This is a genomic window from Novosphingobium sp. BL-A-41-Hi4B-X5A (assembly GCF_055521705.1).
Window position 1 is genome coordinate 198,793 of sequence record NZ_JBVFVT010000002.1, and the last position, 21,599, is coordinate 220,391.

The window sequence follows — 21,599 nt, forward strand, 5'->3', positions numbered from 1 at the left end:
TCTCGCACGCGCGTTTCGCTTGGTGGAACGCGCGAGAAGACCGCCGATGGCAGGCGCGCCGTCTCCACGATAACTCTTCGGTGAAGCGGAGATCACGCCGCACCGGAGGGGACATATGCCGGAAAAGACCACCGCCCTTGCCATCGCAGGGGCAACGCTGCTTGCGCTCGCCGCGCCTGCCATCGCCGGGCAGAAGCTGGGCGAGGTGCAGGGCATTCGCGCGCCTGAAACCATCTATGCCAAGACTTGCGGCTACTGCCATGGCCGCAACGTCGGCCCGATCATCCTCGGGCGCGGTCTGCCTGCGGAATCGGTCAAGTACATCGTCCGCCACGGCCAGAACGGCATGCCCGCCTTCCGCCCGACCGAGGTGAAGCCGGAAGAACTCGAAGCCCTCGCAGCGTGGATCGAGAAGAGTGAAGCGCGCAAGGGGGAGCACGGGCAATGACCGACATCAACATGGACCGTCGCGGCCTTCTCGGCGCAGGGATCATCGGCGCGGCCAGCCTTGGTCTTGGCACCGGCGCCAGCGCGAAGAACCCCGCCCCGCTTGCCCCGCACATGACCAAGGCGGACTTCGCCGGCGCGATGAAGGCCTTCCGCGCCGTCGTCGGCAATGAATGGGTGTTCGGTGACGAGGACTCCGTCGCCCCCTACACCAAGGTCTACGTGCCCGACCCGGCGAACCGCCATGTCCCGGTTGGTGCCGTCTGCCCCGAAACGGTCGAGCAGGTGCAGGAAATCGTCCGCATCGCCAATACCTACAAGCAGCCGCTGTGGACCGTCTCGACCGGCAAGAACATGGGCTATGGCATGACCGCGCCCGCCACGCCGGGCCAGGTCGTGCTCGATCTCAAGCGGATGAACCGCATCCTCGAAGTCGATGCCGATCTCGGCACCTGCCTGCTCGAGCCGGGCGTCACCTACCAGCAGCTCAAGGACTATCTGGTAGAGAACAACATCCCGCTGTGGATCGACGTGCCCACGGTCGGCCCGATTGCCTCGCCGGTCGGCAATACGCTGGACCGCGGGGTGGGCTACACGCCCTATGGCGAGCATTTCATGTTCCAGTGCGGCATGGAAGTGGTGCTGGCCGATGGGCAGGTCATGCGCACCGGCATGGGCTCGATCAAGGGCAGCACCGCGTGGCAGGCGTTCAAGTGGGGCTACGGGCCGTACGTCGACGGGCTGTTCACCCAGTCGAACTTCGGCGTCGTCACCAAGATGGGCCTGTGGCTGATGCCCAAGCCCCCGGTCTACAAGCCGTTCATGGTGCGCCACGCCGAAATGGCCGACGTGCCGCGCATCATCGAGGCGATGCGCCCGCTTCGCGTCTCGAACCTCGTTGCCAACTGCAACCTGATGATGAGCGCGTCCTATCAGCTCGCCATGTTCAAGCGCCGCAACGAGATCGTGCCCGATGGGGCGGCGCTCGATGAAGCCTCGCTCAAGAAGGCCGCGAAGGCGAATGGCCTGGGCATGTGGAACACCTACTTCGCGCTCTACGGCACCGAACAGACCGTGGCGGGCGTAGAGCCAATTATCCGCGCGAGCCTGACGGCCAGCGGCGGCGAAGTGCTCACAGCCGCCGAGATGGGCGACAATCCGTGGTTCCATCACCACGCCACACTGATGGAAGGCGGGCTCAACCTCGACGAGATCGGCCTGTTGCGCTGGCGCGGGGCTGGCGGAGGCCTTGCCTGGTTCGCGCCGGTCGCCGCAGCGCGCGGCGTGGAGGCCGAGCGCCAGACCGCCCTGGCCAAGGAAATCGTTGAAAAGCACGGCTTCGACTACACCGCCGCCTACGCCATCGGCTGGCGCGACCTGCACCACATCATCGCGCTGCTGTTCGACAAGTCAGATGCCGAGCAGGAGAAGAAGGCCGATGCCTGTTACCGCGAATTGGTTACCCGTTTCGGGGCGCAGGGCTGGGCCAGCTACCGCACCGGGGTCAATTCCATGGACCTCGTTGCGCAGCAATACGGCGCGGTAAACCGCGAATTCAATGCGAAAATAAAGCACGCGCTAGACCCCAACGGCATTCTTGCCCCGGGCAAATCAGGGATCATTTAAGATGATGCGCTTCGAAGGAAAGGCCGTCCTCGTGACGGGCGCCGCCACTGGCATTGGCCGTGCTACCGCGCTGGCATTCGCGCGTGAGGGCGCTTCGGTGATGATCGGCGACATCGATGACCGCGCCGATGAAACCGTGGCAATGATTCTTGCGGAGGGAGGCCGTGCCGCCTTCCGCAAGACCGACGTGCGCAAGGCCGCCGATCTCGATGCACTGGTCGCGCAGTGCATCGAACGCTTCGGGCGGATGGATGCAGCGTTCAACAACGCCGGTGTCCTGCCCCCGCAGCGCCCGATCCATGAAGTGACCGAGGACGAACTCGACCTCGCCATCGATGTCGATTTCAAGGGCGTGTTCTTTGCCATGCAGGCCGAGATCCGCCATTTCCTCAGCGTAGGCGGCGGCGCTATCGTCAACACCGCCAGTGTCGGCGCACTGATCGCAGACCCGAACATGAGCGCCTATTGCGCGATGAAGCATGCCGTCTCGGGGCTCACCAAGGCAGCAGCGGTGGAATATGCGCAAATGGGCATCCGCGCGAACGCCATCGCGCCGGGCTTCGTCGTCACCCCGATGACCCAGCACTGGGCCGACAGCAACGAGTTCACCCAGATGTTCTTCGCCCAGAACATTTCGGGCCGTGCCGCGCGCCCCGAGGAAATCGCCCCTACCGTCCTGCACCTGTGCTCGGACGGGGCCAGCTTCATCAACGGCGCCACGTTTACAATCGACGGCGGCCAGACCGCCCACTGAAGGGAGACGAACTATGCGCAAGATCCTCGCACTGCTCGCAGTGTCGGCGCTTTCCACCGGTGTCGCTCACGCAAAGCCGCTCGACTACAAGGTCATCACCACCAGCCCCGGCAGCCTCGTGGCCAACGTCACACTTGTCACGGGCGAGAAGGACGCGGTCCTGGTGGACGTGCCCTTCACCCGGGCCGATGCCATGCGCGTGGCAGCAGATGTGCTCGACAGCGGCAAGACGCTGAAGGCCATCGTCATCACTCACGACCACCCCGATCACTTCTTCGGGCTGGACGTGCTGCAGGACGCTTTCCCGGACGCGAAGATCCTCGCCAATCCGGTGGCGGCGAAGGACATGGCCCGCTCGATCCCGATCAAGTTCAAGCGCTGGGCCGCACAGCTTCGCACCAATGCGCCGCGCCGCGGGGTCGAGCCCGAGGCGATGAGCGGAGACAGCATCGACCTCGAAGGCCACAAGCTGCAGGTCATCGGCCCGATGCAGGGCGATCACCTGCATTCCACCGTCGTCTGGGATGCCGAGACACGCACCCTGATCGCGGGCGACATCCTCTACAACGGCGTTTATGTCTGGCTCGGCGAACATGGCCCCGCGCAATACGACGCATGGCTCAAGACTCTCGACCGGCTTGAGGCCATGAACCCGGCGCGCATCGTGGCGGGCCATCGCCAACCGGGCCTGCCGGACGACAACATGTCCATCGCCTGGACCCGCGCCTACATCACGGCCTTTGCCGCCGAAGCCAGAACCGCAAAGACCTCCGCAGAGCTCGCCTCACGCATGGCGCAGCGTTATCCCAACGCCACCGAGGTGCTGGGCGGGTTCCTGCTCGGCATTTCCAGCAAGGTCGGCGCGGGCGAGATCCCGCCTTGGGACGAGTAAGCGCGGCCTCAGGTCGCCAGCGAGATATAGCCCAGCTGCGCGGCCTTGAACACGGTCTGGCTGCGGTTCACCGCGTTCAGCTTCATCGAGGCGTTATGGATGTGGAAGCGCACCGTGGCGCGGCTGCGGCCCATGATCATGCTGATTTCAAGGTCGGTCTTGCCGATCGCTGCCCAGCGCAGGCACTCCACTTCACGCTTTGAAAGTCGCGAGCCCGAGGGCAGGGCCTGCGCCGATCCCATCGCGTGGACATAGCTGGCGATGAAAGTGCGGGCATAGATGCCGAAGGCGTCGCCGTTCTCGAGAAACACGTCGTCCAGCTCGGTCTGCGCCGGATCAAGCGGGTTGAAGCTGACTGCACCGATCTGCCCGAACGGCAGGTGCACCGGCACGACGATGGCAGCGCGGGTCATCGCGCGGGCTTCGAAGTTGGTCAGGTCGATCGCGGTCAGGTAATGATTGGGCTGGCGGGTGTGAAAGCCATTGGCGTTCACCCAGAACGGCTCGCTTTCGAACCGGCAGGCCGACGTCAGGGGCGAATCGAGCGCGATCCGCGAATTGCGCCACCACACCTTCTCATCGTTCCAGCCGAACACGTCTCGGGCGAGGATGTTGCCATCGGCATCGACCGGCGTGCGCTTGTCGGCGATGTCCTGCGCAGGCGCGGCGCGCATGCCGGCGGCCGTGGCGATCTGGTGCAGGGCCTCCGCCGCGCGGCGCACGTCCTGCGGATTGCTGATCCTGACCGAGTCGATCGACTCCACCGAAAGCTGCACTGACCTCTCCTGTACTTATGGACATGGGTCATACCGGCCAAGTGCTTTGGAAACAACGACGGTCTTGGTCCAAACGCCTAGTCATTTGCGCAGCATGGCGAGCCGTGCGAACTTGTTACAGGTCGTCTCCTTGAGGAGAGGGACGTGAATTTCGACCTGAATGAAGACGAGGAAATGCTCAAGGCCCTGGCCGAGCGCTTCGTTGATGACAACTACGACCTCGATCGCCGCCGTGTCTATCTCGGCGGGGCCAATGGCTTTTCGCCGCAGATGTGGTCCCTTCTTGCCGAACTCGGCCTTGTCGCGGCGCCGCTGTCTTTCGAAAGCGGCGGGCTGGCGCTCGATGCCACGGCGATTGCCACGGTGTTCCAGGCGCTGGGCAAGGGTCTGGTCGTCGAACCCCTGATCGAGAACGTGATGGTCGCAGCGCGGCTGTTCGAATGCGTCGCTCCCCCGGAAATCGCGGGCGACTGGATGGAGCCCCTCGCCATGGGCACCCGCCGCCTGGCGCTGGCCCATGCCGAACAGGGCGCGCGCGGCGGTCGCACTTTTATTGAGACCAGCGTGGGCGCCAATGGCACGCTGTCGGGCGCCAAGTCCTGCGTGCCCGCAGGCGCCGGGGTCGATGGCTATATCGTGACGGCACGCGATAGCGGCGCACCGGGCGATGACGCGGGCGTTGGCCTCTATCTTGTTGCCGCCAATGCACCTGGCCTGACAATCACGCCGTGGCGCATGGTCGATGGCTCGCTGGCGGTGAGCCTTGGACTGGCCGACGTTGCTGCCACGCGGCTCGGCGGCTCGCTGGCCGATGTCGCCGATGTCGGGGTGCTGGCTTCGCTGGCGCGTTCTGCCGAAGCGCTGGGCATCATGCAGCGCCTGTTCGATGCCACGCTCGATTACCTGCGCACGCGCCAGCAGTTCGGCACGGCCCTGGGCTCCTTCCAGGCAATCCAGCACCGCATGGTTGCGCAATATGCTGCGATCGAGCAGGGCAGGGCACTGCTCGATCTTGCGATTGTCAGCCAGGGATCAAACGGGTTCGCCGCCGCCGTCGATGGCCTGCGCGCCTTTGTCGCGCCGGCTTCGGTGGAACTTGGTCATGAGATGATGCAGTTCCACGGCGGCATGGGCGTGACAGACGAACTGTTCATCGGCCACGGTCACAAGCGCCTGCTCGCCTTGTCGCGCTGGCCCGACGATGGCCTTGCCGCGCTTGACCGGTTTGCCGCTGCCTGATGCGATGACGGCCCCGAACCGATAACGGTTCAGGGCCGTCCTGCTTCAGAATTCCGACCAGTCTTCGGCAAGGGCAAGGGTGCCGCTGGTCTGCGTGCGAACGGCCGGCTTCACCACCGCCGGAGCCGCAGGAGCAGGCGGCGCCGCTGGAACATGGCGCGGGATCATCGGCTGAACGCCCATCCCTTCCTTGATCTGGAACGTGCCGACTCCGGCGGACAAGGCATTGGCCTGTTCCGACAGGCTGCGGGCCGCCGCTGCCGATTGCTCGACCATCGCGGCATTCTGCTGCGTCATCTGGTCCATCTCGGCCACGTCGGTGTTCACGCCGGCAAGGTTGCGGACCTGCTCTGCCGTATGCGAGGCGACCTCGGTAATGAAGCTGCTGATCTCCTCGATCAGGCCGGTCAATTCGCCCAGGACCGAGCGCGTCCGCTCGACAGTGGTGACGCCTCTGGCAACCGTGCTGGTACTGCTATCGACCAGCCCCTTGATATCCCGCGCAGCTTCGGCGCAACGCTGGGCAAGCGCGCGTACCTCGGTGGCGACAACGGCAAACCCCTTGCCTGCCTCCCCTGCGCGCGCCGCTTCCACGCCAGCGTTGAGCGCCAGCAGGTTGGTCTGAAAAGCGATGCCATCGATCAGGCCGACAATCCGGCCGATTTCCTGTGACGACTTCTCGATCTCGTGCATCGAATCCATGGCCGATGCGGCAACGTCGTGGCCTTCTGCGGCCTTCGCGGCAACGCTGGCGACGGAGCGGTGGGCGGTATCGGCGCGTTCGGCGGTCTGGCCAAGCGCAGTGGTCACCTCGTTCATCGCCGTCGCCGCGCGCTGCAGGTTGGCCGCCTGCCGTTCGTTGCGGCGGGCAAGATCGGCCGAAGCGGCGTCGATCTCCTCCGATCCGGTCAGGACCGTTCCGGCAAGGCCGCGAATGTTGGCCAGCGCGGCCGAGATGCTGGTCAGCCCAGCGTTGAAGTTGCGGCGCATTTCCTCGTACTCGCCGGGGAACGCCTCGTTGACTTCTGCCGTGAGGTCATTGGCCGCCAACCGCGCGAGCGAGCTGTTCATGCGGTCGATGATCCGGCGCTGCGTCTCGAGATCGGTAGAGGCCCGGATGCTGACGCGGAACTTGTCCATCGCCTTGGTCATGCGCCCAACGCAATCCGCGTGGTGGGTATAGCGGATCGGGCTTTCGGTATCGCCTTCGGCCAGTGCCTCCATGCGCACCACCGTATCGACATAGGGCCTGCAGATGCGTTCGGAGGCAAGGCGCAGAATCGTGAAGGTAAGGACCAGCGAGATGACGGCGACGACTGAAACGAGCGCAAGGCTGTGCTCCGGATGCAGCAGCAGGACCGGAATGTCGAACAGGTTCAGAGCCGCAGCGCCGACCAGTGCCAGCGTCAGCACGCGCATTTTCTCGCGGATCGGCGCCTGTGTTTCGAACCAGTCCAGCATGCAGCGGCACTCCCTTCTACCTTCGGCGCCCGGGTTGCTGCGGTCGGCGCTGAATTGCGAGCCATGTTGCGCACCGTGTTAGCGTTCGACCGTGAACACGCGACCAAATGCCCGCCTGTTGCAATTCCTGATGTCCATTGGTGCAGGTTTTGGCTCGGGCGGGCGGTCCGCGCAGCATCCTTCCAAGGTACAATTGGCCTCGTCCCGGCTTGGGCGCACACTGCCGCCAGATCTCGAAAACAAGTTTCTGGAGGACCGAGGATGTTGCAGCAGGCCCTTAGCCAGTTCACTGGCGTTTCGCTCATTCGCGAAAAGTTCGACAACTTCATCGGCGGCAAATGGGTTGCCCCGGTCAAGGGTGCGTACTTCGACAATATCTCGCCGGTGACGGGCCAAGTGGTGTGCCAGGTGGCGCGCGGCACGGCCGAGGACATCGAGCTGGCGCTTGACGCCGCCCACGCCGCAAAGGATGCGTGGGGGCGGATGTCGACCACCGAACGGTCGAACATCCTGCTCAAGGTCGCCGACAAGATGGAGGCCAACCTCGATCTGCTGGCGATGGCCGAGACCATCGACAACGGCAAGCCGATCCGCGAGACGACCGCCGCCGACATTCCGCTCGCCATCGATCACTTCCGCTATTTCGCCGCATGCGTGCGGGCGCAGGAAGGCTCGATCGCCGAGATCGACCACGACACCGTCGCCTACCACTTCCACGAACCGCTGGGCGTTGTCGGCCAGATCATCCCGTGGAACTTCCCGATCCTGATGGCGGCATGGAAGCTTGCACCGGCGCTGGCCGCAGGCAACTGCGTGGTGCTCAAGCCCGCCGAGCAGACCCCGATGTCGATCCTCGTCCTCGCCGAACTGATCGCCGACATCCTGCCCGCCGGCACGCTCAACATCGTCAACGGCTTCGGTATCGAAGCCGGCAAGCCACTCGCCTCCAACAAGCGCATCGCCAAGATCGCGTTCACGGGCGAGACCACCACCGGCCGCCTGATCATGCAGTATGCGTCCGAGAACCTCATCCCCTGCACGCTGGAGCTGGGCGGCAAGAGCCCGAACATCTTCTTTGCCGACGTGATGGACCACGACGACGATTTCCTCGACAAGGCGCTGGAAGGCTTCACCATGTTTGCGCTCAACCAGGGCGAGGTCTGCACCTGCCCGAGCCGCGCGCTGGTGCATGAATCAATCTATGACCGCTTCATCGAAAAGGCCATTGCCCGCGTCGAGGCGATCAAGCTCGGCAGCCCGCTCGATGGCTCGACCATGATCGGCGCGCAGGCCTCGAACGACCAGATGGAGAAGATCCTCTCCTACATCCAGATCGGCCGTGACGAGGGCGCCAAGGTCCTCACCGGCGGCGAGCGCGCGATGCATGAGGGCGATCTGGCCAACGGCTACTACGTCCAGCCGACCGTGCTCGAAGGCCACAACAAGATGCGCGTGTTCCAGGAAGAGATCTTCGGCCCGGTCCTCGCCGTGACCAAGTTCTCGACCGACGAGGAAGCGCTCGAGATCGCCAATGACACGCTCTATGGCCTTGGCGCCGGTGTGTGGACCCGCGATGGAACCCGCGCCTACCGCTTCGGCCGCGGTATCCAGGCCGGCCGCGTGTGGACCAACTGCTATCACGCCTATCCTGCCCACGCGGCCTTCGGCGGCTACAAGCAGTCGGGCATCGGGCGCGAGACCCACAAGATGATGCTCGATCACTACCAGCAGACGAAGAACCTGCTGGTCAGCTACAGCCCCAAGAAGCTCGGCTTCTTCTGAGGCTGACATGAAACCCCAAATGGTTCTGGCCTGACAGCTGGAGGGAGACGGCGCGGCAGGGGAGGAAGGTCCCCGTCGCGCCGTCACCATTTGTGATCTGCCCTTTGCACTTCGGCCGCAAGAGCGCGAAGGTGAAGCGATAAACAAGAGAGGATGAACCGATGGCTCAAGTCGTCGTCAACGTATTCTACAACGCCCCTGCAGATCCGGAAGCGTTCGAATCCTATTATCACGAAACCCACATGCCGATCGCGGATCAGATCCCGGGGCTGGAAAAGGCTGTCCTGCTCAAGGGCTTGCCCGGTCCCGATGGCAGTGCGCCCGCCTATTACCGCCTGACCCAGCTGTGGTTTGCCGATGCCGATGCCATGGCTGCGGGGATGTCCTCGCCTCAGGCCCAGGCCGCCAGCGCCGATATCGCCAACTTCGCAACCGGCGGTGCCAGCATCATGATCTCCGCAGTCGGATGATCAGCCTGCCGCCCCGCGTTCTCAATTCGCCTGAAGCCGGGGAGTGGATTTCCCGGCTGACGGCCATTCACGGGCCGCTGATGTTCCACCAGTCCGGCGGATGCTGTGATGGCTCCGCACCGATGTGCTTCGTGGCTGGCGAGTTCCGGGTCGGTGGGCAGGACGTGCTGCTGGGCCACGTTGCCGAGGGCACGCCGGTGTGGATCGGGGCGGCGCAGTTCGAGTACTGGCGGCACACCCAAGTCACCATCGACGTCGTTCCGGGGCGCGGCTCGGGGATGAGCCTCGAGGCGCCCGAAGGCGTGCGTTTCATCGTGCGCAGCCGGGTGTTCACCGATGAGGAGAGCGCCGCGCTCCAGGCCGCAGGCGAGCCGCTGCGCGGTGACAGCGTGGCGCTTGGCGAAGCGACCGCTTCGCCCTAAGCTGCGCGGCAGGCAGGAGAACCCGCAAGAGGTCAGGCCATGGAGGATGCGGTGATGGAAACGGCGACAGCAGTCGGCCCTGACGTGGATGGCGCGCGCATGATTGCGTGCACTTCCCGCGCCGCCGATCCCCGCGCCGCCGTTGCCGAACTGGCCGAGTGCATCGAAGGCCGCAAGCTGGCTGGCGCGTTGCTGTTCTGCTCCAACGCCTATCCCCGCGATGCCCTCCAAGCCGAACTGGCCAACGCCCTGCCCGATGTGCGCCTTTTTGGCTGCACCAGTGCCGGTGAATTGAATGACCAGGGATACGATACGCACTCGGTCGTGCTGATCGGCTTCCCCGAAGGCCCGTTCTCGATGGCCTCCCTGCGCTTCGACGATCTCGACCATTTCGATCCGCAGGCCGCGCAAGCCTCGATCCGCCAGCTGGTTGCTCACTCGCGGCGCGAACATGGCGAGGGTCTGCACCATGTCGCGCTGTTCTTTGTCGATGGCCTGTCCCACCGCGAGGAACTGCTGACGATGACCGCGCAGCATGCGCTGGGCGATATCCAGCTGATCGGCGGGTCGAGCGGCGATGGCCTTTCTTTCCGCGACACCGCGATTTTCCACGAAGGGGCGTTCCACAAGGACGCGGCGGTGATCGTCCTGCTCACCAGCCGCCGCCCGCTGCACGTCTTCTGCAAGAGCTTCTATCGTCCCGGCCCGGCCAAGATGGTCATCACCGAGGCCGATGCCGAATCCCGCGTCGTCACTGAAATCAACGCTGCGCCCGCCGCCGAGGAATACCGCCGCCTTGCCGGAAGTCCGCCCTGCGAACTCAACGCCCAGTTCTTTGCTGCCTATCCGCCGATCGTGCGCACCGGCGGCCAGTTCCACGTCCGTTCGATCCAGACGGCCAACGACGATGGCTCGCTGACGTTCTATTGCGCCATCGACACGGGCGTTGTCCTTTCCATCGGCGAACCGGTTGATCGCATTGCCGAAATGAACGCTCTGTTCGACGAGATCGGCCGCAAGGTGGGCGAAATCGATCACGTCGTCGGCTTCGATTGCGTGCTCAATCGCCTCGATGCCGAAGATCGCCAGCAGGCCGGCGTTGTCTCGCGCATGTACGTTGCCAACCGCGTCTTCGGCTTCAACACTTATGGCGAGCAGTTCCGCGCCGCGCACATGAACCAGACCTTCACCGGTCTCGCCGTCGGCCGATGAGCGGCGCCAATCTCACCGGCATTCTCGCCCCCGCCATGGTCAACGGCGAGGACGAGGTGACTGCCCTGCGCGCCCGCGTGCGCCAGCTCGAAAAGATCAATGCCGCGCTGATGGACCGGGTCGAACGCTCGGTCGATATGGAGGGCGGCGCGTTCTCGATGTTCGAAACCGCCATTGCGCTTGAATCCGTGGTGCGTGATCGCACCAGCGCGCTCGAAGCCGCCATGGCCGAACTCGCCGCAGCCAACGAGGATGCCACCGCCGCCCGCGTCCTGCTGCGCGATGCGATCGAATCCCTCAGCGATGGCTTTGCCCTGTTCGATGCCGACGACCGCCTGATCCTGTGCAACCGCGCCTTCCTCAAGATCTTTCCCGCCGTCGAACCGATTTCCGGAGACAGCCCTGAGTTTGCCGAGATGGCCAGCCGCGTCGCGCTGACCGGCTCCACTCTTGGCGCGGCAACCGGTCCCGACCGCTGGCTCAGCGACCGGGTCGACTGGCACCGCCGCGCCGAGGGGGCGCATGTTCAGGCGCTGGGCGACGGGCGCTGGATCCAGATCAACGAACTGCGCACCAGCGATGGCGGCATCGTCGGCATCTACACCGACATCACCTCGGTCAAGGCCGAGGACGCCCGCCAGCGCGCCCTTGAACTCGCCGAGCGCAACCTGGCACTGCAGGCAACGCTCGACACCCTGTCCGAAGGTGTCTGCCTGTTCGATGCACAGCGCCGGATGCAGGCGTGGAACGAGGGGCTGGTGCGCGTGCTCGGCCTTTCCGGCAATGACCTGCTGCGCCATGTCGAAAGCCATGCCCAGCTGGTCCAGTGGTGCAGCTGGCGTCTTGGCCTCGAATGCGCCGACAGCCTCGCCTGGCGAGAAGGCGATACGCGGCAGCTGTCCGCTGAATGCCTGATGGACGGGCGGCACTTCGTGATCCGCTCAGTCCCCTTGGGCAATGGCGGCATGGTCTTCACGTTTGACGACGTGACCGACCACGTCAGCCTGCAACGCTCGTTGACAGAAACCGCCGAACTGCTGGAACGCCGGGTGCAGGAACGCACCGCCGAACTGGTCGAGGTCAATCGCCAGCTGGTCGAGGCCAAGAACGAGGCCGAGACCGCCAACCGCTCCAAGACCAGCTTCCTCGCCGCGGCCAGCCACGATCTGCTCCAGCCGCTCAACGCCGCGCGCCTGTTCGTCTCCGCAATGGACGGCCTCAAGCTACCCGAACGCCCGCGCGCGCTGGTCAGCCAGGCATCAACGGCCTTGGACTCGGTCGAAGACCTGCTCGAAGCCCTCTTCGAGATTTCGCGCCTCGATGCAGGGGCAATCCAGCCGGAATTGGGGGATCACTCGCTCGGCGCAATCCTCAATGCCTTGCGCGTCGAATTCGCGCCGCTCGCCGCTGCCGGAAAGCTCGAATTCGACGTGGTCGAAACCCATGCCTGGGTGCGCTCCGATGCGCGCCTGCTCCGCCGCGTGCTGCAGAACTTCGTGTCGAACGCGATCCGCTACACCGAGGCTGGCCGGGTGGCCGTCGAAGTGGACGAGATCCAGGGCATGGTCCGCGTCACCGTCCGCGATACCGGCCCCGGCATCGCCGCGTCAGATCGCGAGGAAATCTTCGGCGAGTTCCGCCGCGTCGGCAAGACCCAGAAGATCCCCGGCAAGGGCCTTGGCCTTGCGATCGTCCGCCGCGTCTCGACCATGCTCGATCACCCGATCGGCCTCGATTCCGTCCCCGGCCTCGGCTCGGCCTTCTCGATCCTGCTGCCCCGCGTAGAGCCGGTGGCTGCGCCCAAGCCGATCGAGCAGCCCCCGGTGGTGCCGACCGGCAACGGGGGGCTCGTGCTTGTGATCGACAATGACCCCGCCATCCTTTCCGGCATGGAAGCCCTGCTCGAAAACTGGGGCCTCGAAGTTGTCACTGCCCGCGACCCTGCGGAGCCATGCGTCGCCGCTGCCCTCGCGCGCAAACCGGCCATGGCTATCGTCGACTACCAGCTGGATGATGGCCTGACCGGCGAGGCAGCGATCGCCGCCTTGCGCGCACGCGCCGACTACGACCTGCCCGCGATGGTCATCACGGCCGACCGCAGCGAGGAAACCAAGGCGCGCCTCGGCGCACTCTCGCTCCCGATCCTCAACAAGCCGGTAAAGCCCGCCCAACTGCGCGCCCTGCTCCGGCAAAGGGATGTGCTTTAGGAGTTTGGACCCTAACGCGCCCGCCGCGCCTTCATCCACGCTTTCGCCTGGCTCTGCACCTGCAAAAGCGAGGAGAACACCGATTTGCCCGGATCAGGCTTGCCCGTCCGCCCGATCGCGTCGATTTGGGCATAGTACCACATCTGCACGCCGAAGCCGGCGATGGTGCGCACCGCGTCGAACTTCTCCAGCCAGCGCAGGGCAGGGGGCAGCAGGCACAGGCTCGTCTCGAAGCGGGGCAGGTCGGCGCGGTCGGCAAGCAAGTCGCGGCAGGCGTCAGGCGCGCCACAAAACGGCCGCCCGATACCGATCAGGTCCGCTGCGCCCGTCTCCAGCGCATGCTGCATCGCCGCGCGGCTGCGGAAACCGCCCGTCACCATCAGCGGCATCCTCGTCAGGCTCGCCTTCATTGCCTTGGCGAAATCGACGAAATAGGCCTCGCGGGCCGCAGTCGAAGCCGGAACATCAGGCCGCTCGAAAGGATCGAGCCCCTCCATGTCCATCATCGCCGGCTGTTCATACGATCCGCCGGAAACCTCCAGCAGGTCAACGCCCGCCTCCTCCAGCCAGCGCGCCACCTGCAGGCTGTCCTCGAAGGCAAAGCCGCCGCGCTGGAAATCGGCCGAGTTGAGCTTCACCGAAATGCCGAACCCCGCACCCACGGCGTCACGCACCGCGCGCACCGTCTCCATCAGGAAGCGCGCCCGGTTTTCCAGCGATCCACCCCACCGGTCCGTGCGCTGGTTGCTGCGGGGGCTGAGGAACTGCGAGAGGAGGTAACCATGCGCGGCGTGGATCTGCACTCCGCCAAAGCCCGCCACCTGCGCGGCCTTCGCACAAGTGGCAAATCGGCCGATCAGCTCGACGATCTCCGCTTCCTCAAGCGGCACCGGTTCGCCGAACTGCCCGCCCGGAAGCCCGAGCTTGACCGCCGATGGCGCCTTGGGATGCGGGTTCACCACGCTCTGCGTCTGCCGCCCGGCGTGGCTGATCTGCATCCACAACTGGTTGCCGGCGCGCGTCCCCGCCTTGGCCCACTGCGCCAGCACCGCCTTCATCGCCGCATCGGGCGCGCGATCCACGATGACGTTGCCGGGCCGCTCGAGATGGTCGCCATCGATCTGCACGTTGCCGGTAATCAGCAGCCCCGCGCCGCCATCGGCCCAGACGCCGTAGAGCCGGTCAAGCTCAGGCGTCGGCTTGCCCGATGGATCGGCCAGCCCCTCGGTCATCGCACCCTTGGCAAGGCGGTTCGGTATTACGATGCCGCACGGCAGCGTCAGCGGTGTCTCGATCAGCATGGCATTCTCCCCCGCGCCAATCTGCCAGACCGGGTGCGGAGCGCAATTGCCTGAACGTGACCGTTTACCCCTTGAACCCCACCTTGCCGGCCATGATCACCGCCTGCGTGCGCGAAAACACGTTCATCTTCTGCAGGATCGCGGAAACATGGGCCTTAACCGTCGTCATCGAGACGTCGAGTTCATAGGCGATCTGCTTGTTCAGCCGCCCGGCGACGAGGTGCCCCAGCACCACGCGCTGCTGGGGGGTCAGGCTGTCGATCCGGCTGCGGATCGCGTCCTCTTCGGCGGCGGCCGAATCATCGCCTTCCAGTTCCGGCATGTAGATTTCGCCCGAAAGCACCTGGTTCAGCGCGTCGAGGATTGCCGCGCGCTTCAGGCTCTTGGGTACGAAACCCGCCGCGCCCGCCGCCAACGCATCGCGCACCACCTTGCGGTCGGTCACGCCCGAGACCATCACCACCGGCGTCGCCGGGAAGCGATCGCGCAGGGCTTCGAGGCCGGAGAGGTGCGAAACGTCGGGAATGTTGAGGTCGAGCAGGACGAGGTCGACGTCGCCCTCCTGCGCCAGTGCGCTAAGCGCGGCTTCGAGGCTGTCGGCCTCAAGGATCGTGCAATCAGGAAAGGCATCGTCGAAGATCGAGCGCAGCCCGTCGCGCACCAGCGAATGATCGTCCACGATCAAGACGCGATCTGGCGATCCGTTTTCTGCCATGGCAGCGCTCCCCCTATCGGCTGCGATTGCTGTAAGTGCGACGGTGTTGCTCATAGTCATCTACCCGGGGAGGGGATGGAGCGCCAGACCCACAAAAAGGGTCCGGCGCTCCGGGGAAACATTACTTCGGCAGCTTGAACACCCAGAGCGAACCGCCCTGGCTGATTTCCTTGAAGGTCTTGGCAACCTCGCCGCCCCACAGCGGCACCGCGCCGCCCCAGCCGGACATGACGGCGACGTACTGTTCGCCGTCCTGCTCCCAGGTCACCGGTGATCCGACCACGCCCGAACCAGTCTGGAACTTCCACAGTTCCTGTCCGGTCTTGGCGTCGAAGGCCTTGAGGTAGCCCTCGGGCGTTCCGGTGAACACCAGATTGCCGCGCGTGGCCAGAACGCCGCCCCACAGCGGAGCCTTGTTCTTGTATTCCCACACGATCTTGCCGGTGGCCGGGTCCATCGCGCGCAGGGCGCCGATGTGGTCCTCGGCAATTGGCTTGATGGTGAAGCCGGCGCCAAGATAGGCCGCGCCCTTCTTGTAGGCGATGGGTTCGTTCCAGATGTCCATGCCCCAGTCGTTCGAGGGTACGTAGAACAGGCCGGTATCCTTGGAATAGGCCATCGGCATCCAGTTCTTGCCGCCGAGGAACGAAGGGCTGGCGAACACGGTCGTGCCCTTTTCCGCACCGTTCGGCGCACCCGGACGGTTGGCCGGGATGAAGTTCGGGCGGCCCGTCTTCAGGTTGATGCCATCGGCCCAGGTCGTCTGCATGACGAACTTGTTGGCGCTGATCAGCTTGCCGTTGGTCCGGTCGAGGACATAGAAGTAGCCGTTGCGGTCAGCCTTGGCGCCGAGCTTCATCGGTTTGCCCTTCACCGTGGCGTCGAACGGAATGAACTCGTTCACGCCATCGAAGTCCCAGCCGTCGTGCGGCGTGGTCTGATAGTGCCACTTGATCTCGCCGGTGTCAGGATCGATCGCCAGCGTCGAGGCGGTGTAGAGGTTGTCGCCCGGGCGCAGGTTGCTGTTCCACGGGCCGGGGTTGCCGGTGCCGAAGAACAGCAGGTTGGTTTCGGGGTCATAGGTCCCGCCCAGCCAGGTCGCGCCGCCGCCGGTCTTCCACAGGTCGCCGGTCCACGATGCGTTGAGCTTGCCGGTCATGGTGCTGGGCTTGCCGGCCAGCGTGCCCATGTGGCCCTCGATGGTCGGGCGCGTCCAGATCAGCTCGCCGGTCTCGACGTTGCGCGCCGAAACTTCACCGATGATGCCGAATTCGCCGCCCGAATTGCCGGTGATGACCATGTCCTTGACGATCAGCGGCGCGGCCGTGGCCGAATAGCCTGCCTGGTAGTCGGCCAGCTTCTTGTTCCAGATCACCTTGCCGGTGTGGCGGTCGAGCGCAATGAGGTGCGCGTCGAGCGTGGCGAAAATCACCTTGTCGCCGTGGATCGCAGCACCGCGGTTGACCACGTCGCAGCAGGGCATGATGCCTTCGGGCAGGCGGGCGTTGTATTCCCACTTCTTCTCGCCAGTGCGCGCATCGAAGGCGAACAGGCGCGAATAGGAGCCGGTCACATAGATCGTGCCGTCATAGACCAGCGGCTGCGATTCCTGGCCGCGCTGCTTTTCACCGCCAAGCGATGCTGCGAACACCGGCACGAGGTTCTTGACGTTGCTGGTGTTGAGCTTGTCGAGCGTGCTGAACCGCTGCTGCTGCGGGCCCATGCCATAGCTGATCACGTCACCGGGCGTGGCTGCATCGTTGACGATGTCCGCGCTGGTGGGGCCGCCGGCAAGTGCCGGTGCTGCGGTAAGGCTGGTTGCGGCTGCAAGGCCTGCCAGCACGATTGAAAAACGCCGCTTCATCCTGTCCCTCCTGTTATGGGGTCTTGTTCTGCGATGGAGTGCGGTCATGCGGGAATCCCCCCGGTTCGCCACTGATCCCCGATCGTCACAGTGAGCCTATCGGTTGCGCTTGTGCGCACAATTGAACCTTGGGATAAGAGCGGAACGCCCGTGCCCATCCCCAGCCCCTCCAGCTTGCAGGAAGGTGGCAGAAGCGCAGTTCTCTGACTCCCCTCCCGCAGGCGGGAGGGGGCGGGGGTGGGCATTCCAAGCTGTTAATACTGCGCAGCATGACTGCAGCAAAAACGGTTCGGGGAACACCGGTCGCAGTCGGTGTTCCCGTCCCCCCGTTGGCCCGCCAATCAAGGATGGCGGGTGCGAGCTGTCGGTTCAGGATTGGGCGGAAAGCGCAGGCTTCCAGGTCACGCCATGGCGCTGGAACAGCGCGGCCATGCGCCCGTCGCCAATCATCTGCTCCAGCACTTCCTCAAGCCTGAAGCCCAAATTGCGCGAGTTTTCCTTGACCGCGATGCCGATGTCCCAGCCCGGAGACATCATCATCGGCAGCGGCCCTTTCCGCACCTTGATCCCGGCCTCGGGGTGGTCGGCGACGACCGCCTCGATCTGCGCAGTGGTCGCCACGGTGAAGTCGGCGCTGCCATCCACCAGCGCGGCGGGCGCGTCATAGCCGTTGGGAACGTGTATCAGGTCCTTGGCAAGGACGCCGCCCGCATGGCCGAGCAGGTAGAAATCAGGGATCGATGCGAGTTCGGCGGTAATCTTGTGGCCCCTGAACGCCGCCGGGACCGCCTCGCAGTTGCCGCCATCGCGCGAACAGGCCGCGCCAAAAGTCTCGCGGTAGTAGGGCGCCAGGAACACGACGTTGTCTTCCTGCTGTATCAACTGCCGTTCGAACGGCACGTGCAGCATCACGTCGCAGGGCTGGAAGCCAAGCAGCCCGCCGCGCCAGACGACGTTGCGCAAGTCGTCCGAGATGTCCTCGCCCGCCAGGAACAGCTGCAAGTCGGCCCGCACGCCCAGCGCATCGGCCAGCGCGCGGGCGATATCCGCATCGATGCCCGCCACCTTGCCGTCCTGATTCCACGACCATGGCCGGTTGTCCGCATAGAGTCCGACCCGAAGGACTCCCAGGTCTTTGACCTTCTCAAGCGGTGCGGCAATGGCATTGGAGGACGCGGCCAGCGCGGATAGCGCCAGCCCCTGCAGGAACGAACGCCTGCTGGCGCGCATCCGGCTCACTCTTCGGTATGCTTGGATTCGATCCAGGTGCGGATCGCCCATCCGGCCTTCTGGCCCAGCACTTCGCCGAACGGCGGCATGTAGACCTTGCCATCGCGCGAAGAGCCGTGCTGGAAGCGCTGCACGAACCATTCGTCTCCGCTGTCGCCGGTTTCAAGGTAGCGCAGGTCAGGCGCAATCCCGCCCGAGATCGCGTCGAGCCCGTGGCAGCGTGCGCAATTCTGGCCATAGGCGGACTGGCCGATTTCCAACGCCTTTTCGTTGCCGCGGTAGGGGTTTACCGTCACCCAGGCGTCGTTGCCGCCGACGAGGTCGGGCAGGGCCGAAGTGTCAACCGCTTGTGGCGTGACATTACCATGCGCGGAAAGGCTCGATGCGATGGCGCCGGTGGCGAGCGCAGCCGCCGCCAGCAGGGCGGCACGGCCCTTGGAGATCTTGATCATCAGTCATCCTCTGCGACACGGGTCCGGATGATCGTCCGCCCCGATGATGTGCCTTGCTTATCGCGCTGACGGCCCAGCGCAAATTGAACCATGGTACAAGACCAAGGTGTCATAGCGATGAGCCCTTACGCGCGATATTGTGCGCAGCATGGAGAGAAAACTGAAAGCCATTGCTGCGGCGCTGCTGCTCGGCACCACCCTCGCGCCCGCGGCTCACGCCACCCGCGCCTACGTCAGCAACGAGCGGTCCTCGACCGTGACGGTGATCGACGTGGAGAAGGGCACCGTCGAGGCGGAATGGCCGGTTGGCAATCGCCCGCGTGGCATCGCCATGACGCGCGACGGCAAGGCCCTGCTCGTCGCCGCCAGTGCCGACAACGCGGTCGAGCTGCGCGATCCCGCCACCGGCGCGCTGACTGCCGCGCTGCCTTCGGGCGCGGACCCCGAACAGTTCTTCCCCGCCTACGCCGGAGACCTGCTGTTCGCCGCCAACGAGGACAACGGTGCGGTCACCGCCATCGATCTTGCGGGGCGCAAGGTGGCCTGGCAGGTCGCCACCGGCAACGAGCCCGAAGGCGTCGCACAAAGTCCCGACGGCAAATGGCTGCTCGTCACCAGCGAGGAGGACAACACCGTCGCCTGGATCGATCTTGCCACCCGCAGCGTGGTTGAGGAGATGGAAACCAATGCCCGCCCGCGCCATATCGAATTCGAAGGCAGCGGCGCCAAGGTGTGGATCGCCGCCGAGATGGCCGGCACCGTCCAGATCGCTGACACCGCAAACAAGGCCATCGAACAGACCATGACCTTCGCGCCGCCCGGCGTGCCGGCCTACAAGGTCATGCCCTGCGGCATCCGCTTCACCCCCGATGGCAAGACGGCGATCGTCGCCCTCGGCCGGGCTGACAGCATCGCCGTGGTCGACGTTCCCACCCGCAAGGTGCGCGGCTACGTCAAGGTCGGAGATCGCCCCTGGCATCTCGCCATAACCTCGGACGGTACCCGCGCCATCGTCGCCAACGGCGCCAGTGATACGGTCTCCTTCGTCGATATCGCCGCGATGCAGGTCACCGCCACGATTCCGGCGGGCGGCGGCCCTTGGGGCGTCGCGCTGGGGCGCTGATTGCCCTTCGTCATTATCCCAAAGTCCAACGCCCAAAGTCCAATATCGCAGTTTGTTTCCGCGCAGCATTGTCCCCGCTCAGTCGCAGAATAATCGACACGACCTTTCACGGAGGGGACCAGACATGAACATCAAGAAGGCGCTTTGCGCCTCGGTTGCGCTCGCCACGATGGCGATTGCGACCACGCCCGCCTACGCCGGCACGGCCGAACTGCTCAAGCGCCTGCACGAAAAGGGCATCCTCTCCGACGAGGAATATGCCGAGCTGCTGGCCGAAGAGAACAAGCCTTCGCCTGCCCCCGCTGCATCTGGCGCCGCCCCTGCTGGCGATACCATGACCCGCGCCACCGAATCCGTCGATTCCAGCCGCATGGTCCGCATGGCCGCATCCGGCATCGGCCTCGAAGTCGGCCCGGCCACGATCACCTTCTCGGGCTCGGTCAACGGCTTCTACGTCCACGACAATCCCGCCACGCCAACCGCCCGCACCGCGGTCACCGGCGGTATCGCCAGCGTCGGCGCCAACAATTCGAGCGCGATCCGCAACGGCCTGCTCCCCGGCTTCCTCAAGGTTTCGGTCGCGACCCAGCAGTCGGGCTGGGATGTCGGCGCCACCTTCGGCATGTACCCGGGCATCAACTCGACCGCCTGGGGCGCTCTGGGCGCCAACAACGGTGGCCAGCCGACCGCCCTTGCCACCGCCGGCATCGACTTCCGCCAGACCTACATGACCTTCGGCAAGCCCAATGTCGGCACCTTCAAGATCGGCCGCGATATCGGCCTGTTCGGGTCGGAGGGCATTCTCAACGATATCACCCTGCTGTCCTCGGGCACGCCCGGCAATAACGTCGCGCCCGGCAACACCACGCTGGGCCGCATCGGCGTGGGCTACATCTACACCGATTTCCAGCCGCAGATCACTTACACCACGCCCAACCTCAAGGGCCTGCAGGCGTCGGTCGGCGTGTTCCAGCCACTGTCCTCGCTCACCGGCCCTGCCGAAAGCAACTCGGCCCCCGGCTTCCAGGGCAAGGTCACGTATGACGGCAAGTTCGGCGACGTCGCCGCGCGCCTTTGGGTATCGGGCATCACGCAGAAGCACGATATCGTCGGCGGCGGCAGCTATACCGGCAGCGGCGTGGACTTCGGCGGCAAGCTGACGGTCGGCCCGGTCACGGCGACCGGCTACTACTACACCGCCAGCGGCCTCGGCACGACCGTGCTCGGCCTGTTCGACACCGGTCTCCCGCAGACCGGCTCCGGCATCGCCAAGCGCGATTCCAGCGGCTTCTACGCCCAGGCTCTGGCCACCTTCGGCAAGGTCTCGGTCGGCGGCAGCTATGGTGAGAGCCACCTCGATTACGCCAGCAACACCGATCGCCTCGCCAATCCCAACCTGCTCGACGTGAACTCCAGCTACGTCGGTCAGGTCCGCTACGGCCTGACCTCGTGGGTCACGCTGATCGGCGAATACGTGCATTCGAAGGCGGTCGCCCACTCGGGGAACAAGGCCGAGAGCGACGCGCTGGCGGTTGGCGGAATCCTGTTCTTCTGACCTGGGTTTCAAAAACTTAACATCCGATACGAAAGTCCACCCTTGTCGGCGGCGAAAATCTCCTCTCTTAC

At 65.1% G+C, this 21,599-nt stretch carries 19 protein-coding genes; 12 read left to right on the top strand and 7 right to left on the bottom strand.

Translation table 11 applies throughout. The annotated features are described in order from the left end of the window. The first annotated feature begins 115 nt into the window (after positions 1–115). From ACZ1JY_RS16760 to ACZ1JY_RS16775, 4 genes are read left to right on the top strand one after another with little or no spacing between them, the layout of a single operon-like run. On the top strand, positions 116–448 hold the full coding sequence (locus ACZ1JY_RS16760; RefSeq protein ID WP_465131397.1) for a c-type cytochrome: 333 nt from the start codon (positions 116–118) through the stop codon (positions 446–448). Further along, positions 445–2,073 (top strand): FAD-binding oxidoreductase, encoded by a 1,629-nt coding sequence (locus ACZ1JY_RS16765; protein ID WP_465131398.1) that lies wholly within the window; start codon positions 445–447, stop codon positions 2,071–2,073. Before ACZ1JY_RS16760 ends, ACZ1JY_RS16765 begins: the two co-directional genes overlap by 4 nt. 1 nt (position 2,074) lies before the next feature. Further along, on the top strand, positions 2,075–2,827 hold the full coding sequence (locus ACZ1JY_RS16770; protein ID WP_465131399.1) for an SDR family NAD(P)-dependent oxidoreductase: 753 nt from the start codon (positions 2,075–2,077) through the stop codon (positions 2,825–2,827). 13 nt (positions 2,828–2,840) lie between these two features. After that, a complete protein-coding gene (locus ACZ1JY_RS16775; RefSeq protein ID WP_465131400.1) occupies positions 2,841–3,719 on the top strand; it encodes an MBL fold metallo-hydrolase in 879 nt (292 codons plus the stop codon). A gap of 8 nt (positions 3,720–3,727) precedes the next feature. Here ACZ1JY_RS16775 and ACZ1JY_RS16780 read toward each other — a convergent pair whose 3' ends face one another. Next, positions 3,728–4,495 carry a LuxR C-terminal-related transcriptional regulator gene (locus ACZ1JY_RS16780; RefSeq protein WP_168904906.1) on the bottom strand — a complete coding sequence of 256 codons (768 nt, stop codon included), beginning with the start codon at positions 4,493–4,495 and terminating at the stop codon, positions 3,728–3,730. Positions 4,496–4,639: 144 nt separating this feature from the next. Here ACZ1JY_RS16780 and ACZ1JY_RS16785 point away from each other — a divergent pair, with 144 nt between their 5' ends. Then, positions 4,640–5,734 carry an acyl-CoA dehydrogenase family protein gene (locus tag ACZ1JY_RS16785; RefSeq protein WP_465131401.1) on the top strand — a complete coding sequence of 365 codons (1,095 nt, stop codon included), beginning with the start codon at positions 4,640–4,642 and terminating at the stop codon, positions 5,732–5,734. Between the two features lie 45 nt (positions 5,735–5,779). On the opposite strand, the gene ACZ1JY_RS16790 is transcribed toward ACZ1JY_RS16785, so the two are convergent. After that, entirely contained in the window at positions 5,780–7,195 is a 1,416-nt protein-coding gene (locus tag ACZ1JY_RS16790; RefSeq protein WP_465131402.1) for a methyl-accepting chemotaxis protein, read from the bottom strand. Positions 7,196–7,456: 261 nt separating this feature from the next. On the opposite strand from ACZ1JY_RS16790, the gene adh reads away from it, so the two are divergent. The 5 genes from adh (at position 7,457) to ACZ1JY_RS16815 (ending at position 13,288) form a co-directional block, all read left to right on the top strand. Continuing rightward, positions 7,457–8,977 carry an aldehyde dehydrogenase gene (gene adh / locus ACZ1JY_RS16795; RefSeq protein WP_465131403.1) on the top strand — a complete coding sequence of 507 codons (1,521 nt, stop codon included), beginning with the start codon at positions 7,457–7,459 and terminating at the stop codon, positions 8,975–8,977. Positions 8,978–9,138: 161 nt separating this feature from the next. After that, positions 9,139–9,447 (top strand): EthD family reductase, encoded by a 309-nt coding sequence (locus tag ACZ1JY_RS16800; protein ID WP_118075191.1) that lies wholly within the window; start codon positions 9,139–9,141, stop codon positions 9,445–9,447. Next, positions 9,444–9,869, top strand: coding sequence for a DUF779 domain-containing protein (locus tag ACZ1JY_RS16805; protein ID WP_465131404.1), 426 nt, complete (start codon positions 9,444–9,446; stop codon positions 9,867–9,869). Before ACZ1JY_RS16800 ends, ACZ1JY_RS16805 begins: the two co-directional genes overlap by 4 nt. Before the next feature lie 54 nt (positions 9,870–9,923). Beyond that, positions 9,924–11,081 carry an FIST N-terminal domain-containing protein gene (locus ACZ1JY_RS16810; RefSeq protein WP_465131405.1) on the top strand — a complete coding sequence of 386 codons (1,158 nt, stop codon included), beginning with the start codon at positions 9,924–9,926 and terminating at the stop codon, positions 11,079–11,081. Continuing rightward, a complete protein-coding gene (locus ACZ1JY_RS16815) occupies positions 11,078–13,288 on the top strand; it encodes a hybrid sensor histidine kinase/response regulator (RefSeq protein WP_465131406.1) in 2,211 nt (736 codons plus the stop codon). Before ACZ1JY_RS16810 ends, ACZ1JY_RS16815 begins: the two co-directional genes overlap by 4 nt. Before the next feature lie 11 nt (positions 13,289–13,299). On the opposite strand, the gene ACZ1JY_RS16820 is transcribed toward ACZ1JY_RS16815, so the two are convergent. From ACZ1JY_RS16820 to pedF, 5 genes are all read right to left on the bottom strand, one after another. After that, positions 13,300–14,589 carry an NADH:flavin oxidoreductase/NADH oxidase family protein gene (locus ACZ1JY_RS16820; protein WP_465131407.1) on the bottom strand — a complete coding sequence of 430 codons (1,290 nt, stop codon included), beginning with the start codon at positions 14,587–14,589 and terminating at the stop codon, positions 13,300–13,302. A gap of 64 nt (positions 14,590–14,653) precedes the next feature. Continuing rightward, positions 14,654–15,304, bottom strand: a complete 651-nt coding sequence (locus ACZ1JY_RS16825; RefSeq protein ID WP_168904913.1) for a response regulator transcription factor — start codon at positions 15,302–15,304, stop codon at positions 14,654–14,656. Positions 15,305–15,425: 121 nt separating this feature from the next. Further along, positions 15,426–17,168 (bottom strand): methanol/ethanol family PQQ-dependent dehydrogenase, encoded by a 1,743-nt coding sequence (locus ACZ1JY_RS16830; RefSeq protein ID WP_168904914.1) that lies wholly within the window; start codon positions 17,166–17,168, stop codon positions 15,426–15,428. Positions 17,169–17,537: 369 nt separating this feature from the next. Further along, entirely contained in the window at positions 17,538–18,398 is an 861-nt protein-coding gene (locus tag ACZ1JY_RS16835; RefSeq protein WP_465131408.1) for a substrate-binding periplasmic protein, read from the bottom strand. Between the two features lie 5 nt (positions 18,399–18,403). After that, on the bottom strand, positions 18,404–18,850 hold the full coding sequence (pedF, locus tag ACZ1JY_RS16840; protein WP_118075196.1) for a cytochrome c-550 PedF: 447 nt from the start codon (positions 18,848–18,850) through the stop codon (positions 18,404–18,406). Between the two features lie 148 nt (positions 18,851–18,998). On the opposite strand from pedF, the gene ACZ1JY_RS16845 reads away from it, so the two are divergent. Continuing rightward, a complete protein-coding gene (locus ACZ1JY_RS16845) occupies positions 18,999–19,973 on the top strand; it encodes a PQQ-dependent catabolism-associated beta-propeller protein (protein ID WP_465131409.1) in 975 nt (324 codons plus the stop codon). Between the two features lie 124 nt (positions 19,974–20,097). Beyond that, a complete protein-coding gene (locus tag ACZ1JY_RS16850) occupies positions 20,098–21,528 on the top strand; it encodes a porin family protein (protein WP_465131410.1) in 1,431 nt (476 codons plus the stop codon). Positions 21,529–21,599: the final 71 nt, after the last annotated feature.

What these genes read in the sequence shown, in the direction of transcription:
- ACZ1JY_RS16800 (WP_118075191.1), top strand. Translation starts at nt 9,139, where the DNA reads ATGGCTCAAGTCGTCGTCAACGTATTCTACAACGCCCCTGCAGATCCG.
- adh (WP_465131403.1), top strand. Translation starts at nt 7,457, where the DNA reads ATGTTGCAGCAGGCCCTTAGCCAGTTCACTGGCGTTTCGCTCATTCGC.
- ACZ1JY_RS16765 (WP_465131398.1), top strand. Translation starts at nt 445, where the DNA reads ATGACCGACATCAACATGGACCGTCGCGGCCTTCTCGGCGCAGGGATC.
- ACZ1JY_RS16845 (WP_465131409.1), top strand. Translation starts at nt 18,999, where the DNA reads ATGGAGAGAAAACTGAAAGCCATTGCTGCGGCGCTGCTGCTCGGCACC.
- ACZ1JY_RS16815 (WP_465131406.1), top strand. Translation starts at nt 11,078, where the DNA reads ATGAGCGGCGCCAATCTCACCGGCATTCTCGCCCCCGCCATGGTCAAC.
- ACZ1JY_RS16805 (WP_465131404.1), top strand. Translation starts at nt 9,444, where the DNA reads ATGATCAGCCTGCCGCCCCGCGTTCTCAATTCGCCTGAAGCCGGGGAG.
- ACZ1JY_RS16825 (WP_168904913.1), bottom strand. Translation starts at nt 15,304, where the DNA reads ATGGCAGAAAACGGATCGCCAGATCGCGTCTTGATCGTGGACGATCAT.
- ACZ1JY_RS16835 (WP_465131408.1), bottom strand. Translation starts at nt 18,398, where the DNA reads ATGCGCGCCAGCAGGCGTTCGTTCCTGCAGGGGCTGGCGCTATCCGCG.
- ACZ1JY_RS16850 (WP_465131410.1), top strand. Translation starts at nt 20,098, where the DNA reads ATGAACATCAAGAAGGCGCTTTGCGCCTCGGTTGCGCTCGCCACGATG.
- pedF (WP_118075196.1), bottom strand. Translation starts at nt 18,850, where the DNA reads ATGATCAAGATCTCCAAGGGCCGTGCCGCCCTGCTGGCGGCGGCTGCG.
- ACZ1JY_RS16810 (WP_465131405.1), top strand. Translation starts at nt 9,924, where the DNA reads ATGGAAACGGCGACAGCAGTCGGCCCTGACGTGGATGGCGCGCGCATG.
- ACZ1JY_RS16760 (WP_465131397.1), top strand. Translation starts at nt 116, where the DNA reads ATGCCGGAAAAGACCACCGCCCTTGCCATCGCAGGGGCAACGCTGCTT.
- ACZ1JY_RS16830 (WP_168904914.1), bottom strand. Translation starts at nt 17,168, where the DNA reads ATGAAGCGGCGTTTTTCAATCGTGCTGGCAGGCCTTGCAGCCGCAACC.
- ACZ1JY_RS16775 (WP_465131400.1), top strand. Translation starts at nt 2,841, where the DNA reads ATGCGCAAGATCCTCGCACTGCTCGCAGTGTCGGCGCTTTCCACCGGT.
- ACZ1JY_RS16790 (WP_465131402.1), bottom strand. Translation starts at nt 7,195, where the DNA reads ATGCTGGACTGGTTCGAAACACAGGCGCCGATCCGCGAGAAAATGCGC.
- ACZ1JY_RS16820 (WP_465131407.1), bottom strand. Translation starts at nt 14,589, where the DNA reads ATGCTGATCGAGACACCGCTGACGCTGCCGTGCGGCATCGTAATACCG.
- ACZ1JY_RS16770 (WP_465131399.1), top strand. Translation starts at nt 2,075, where the DNA reads ATGATGCGCTTCGAAGGAAAGGCCGTCCTCGTGACGGGCGCCGCCACT.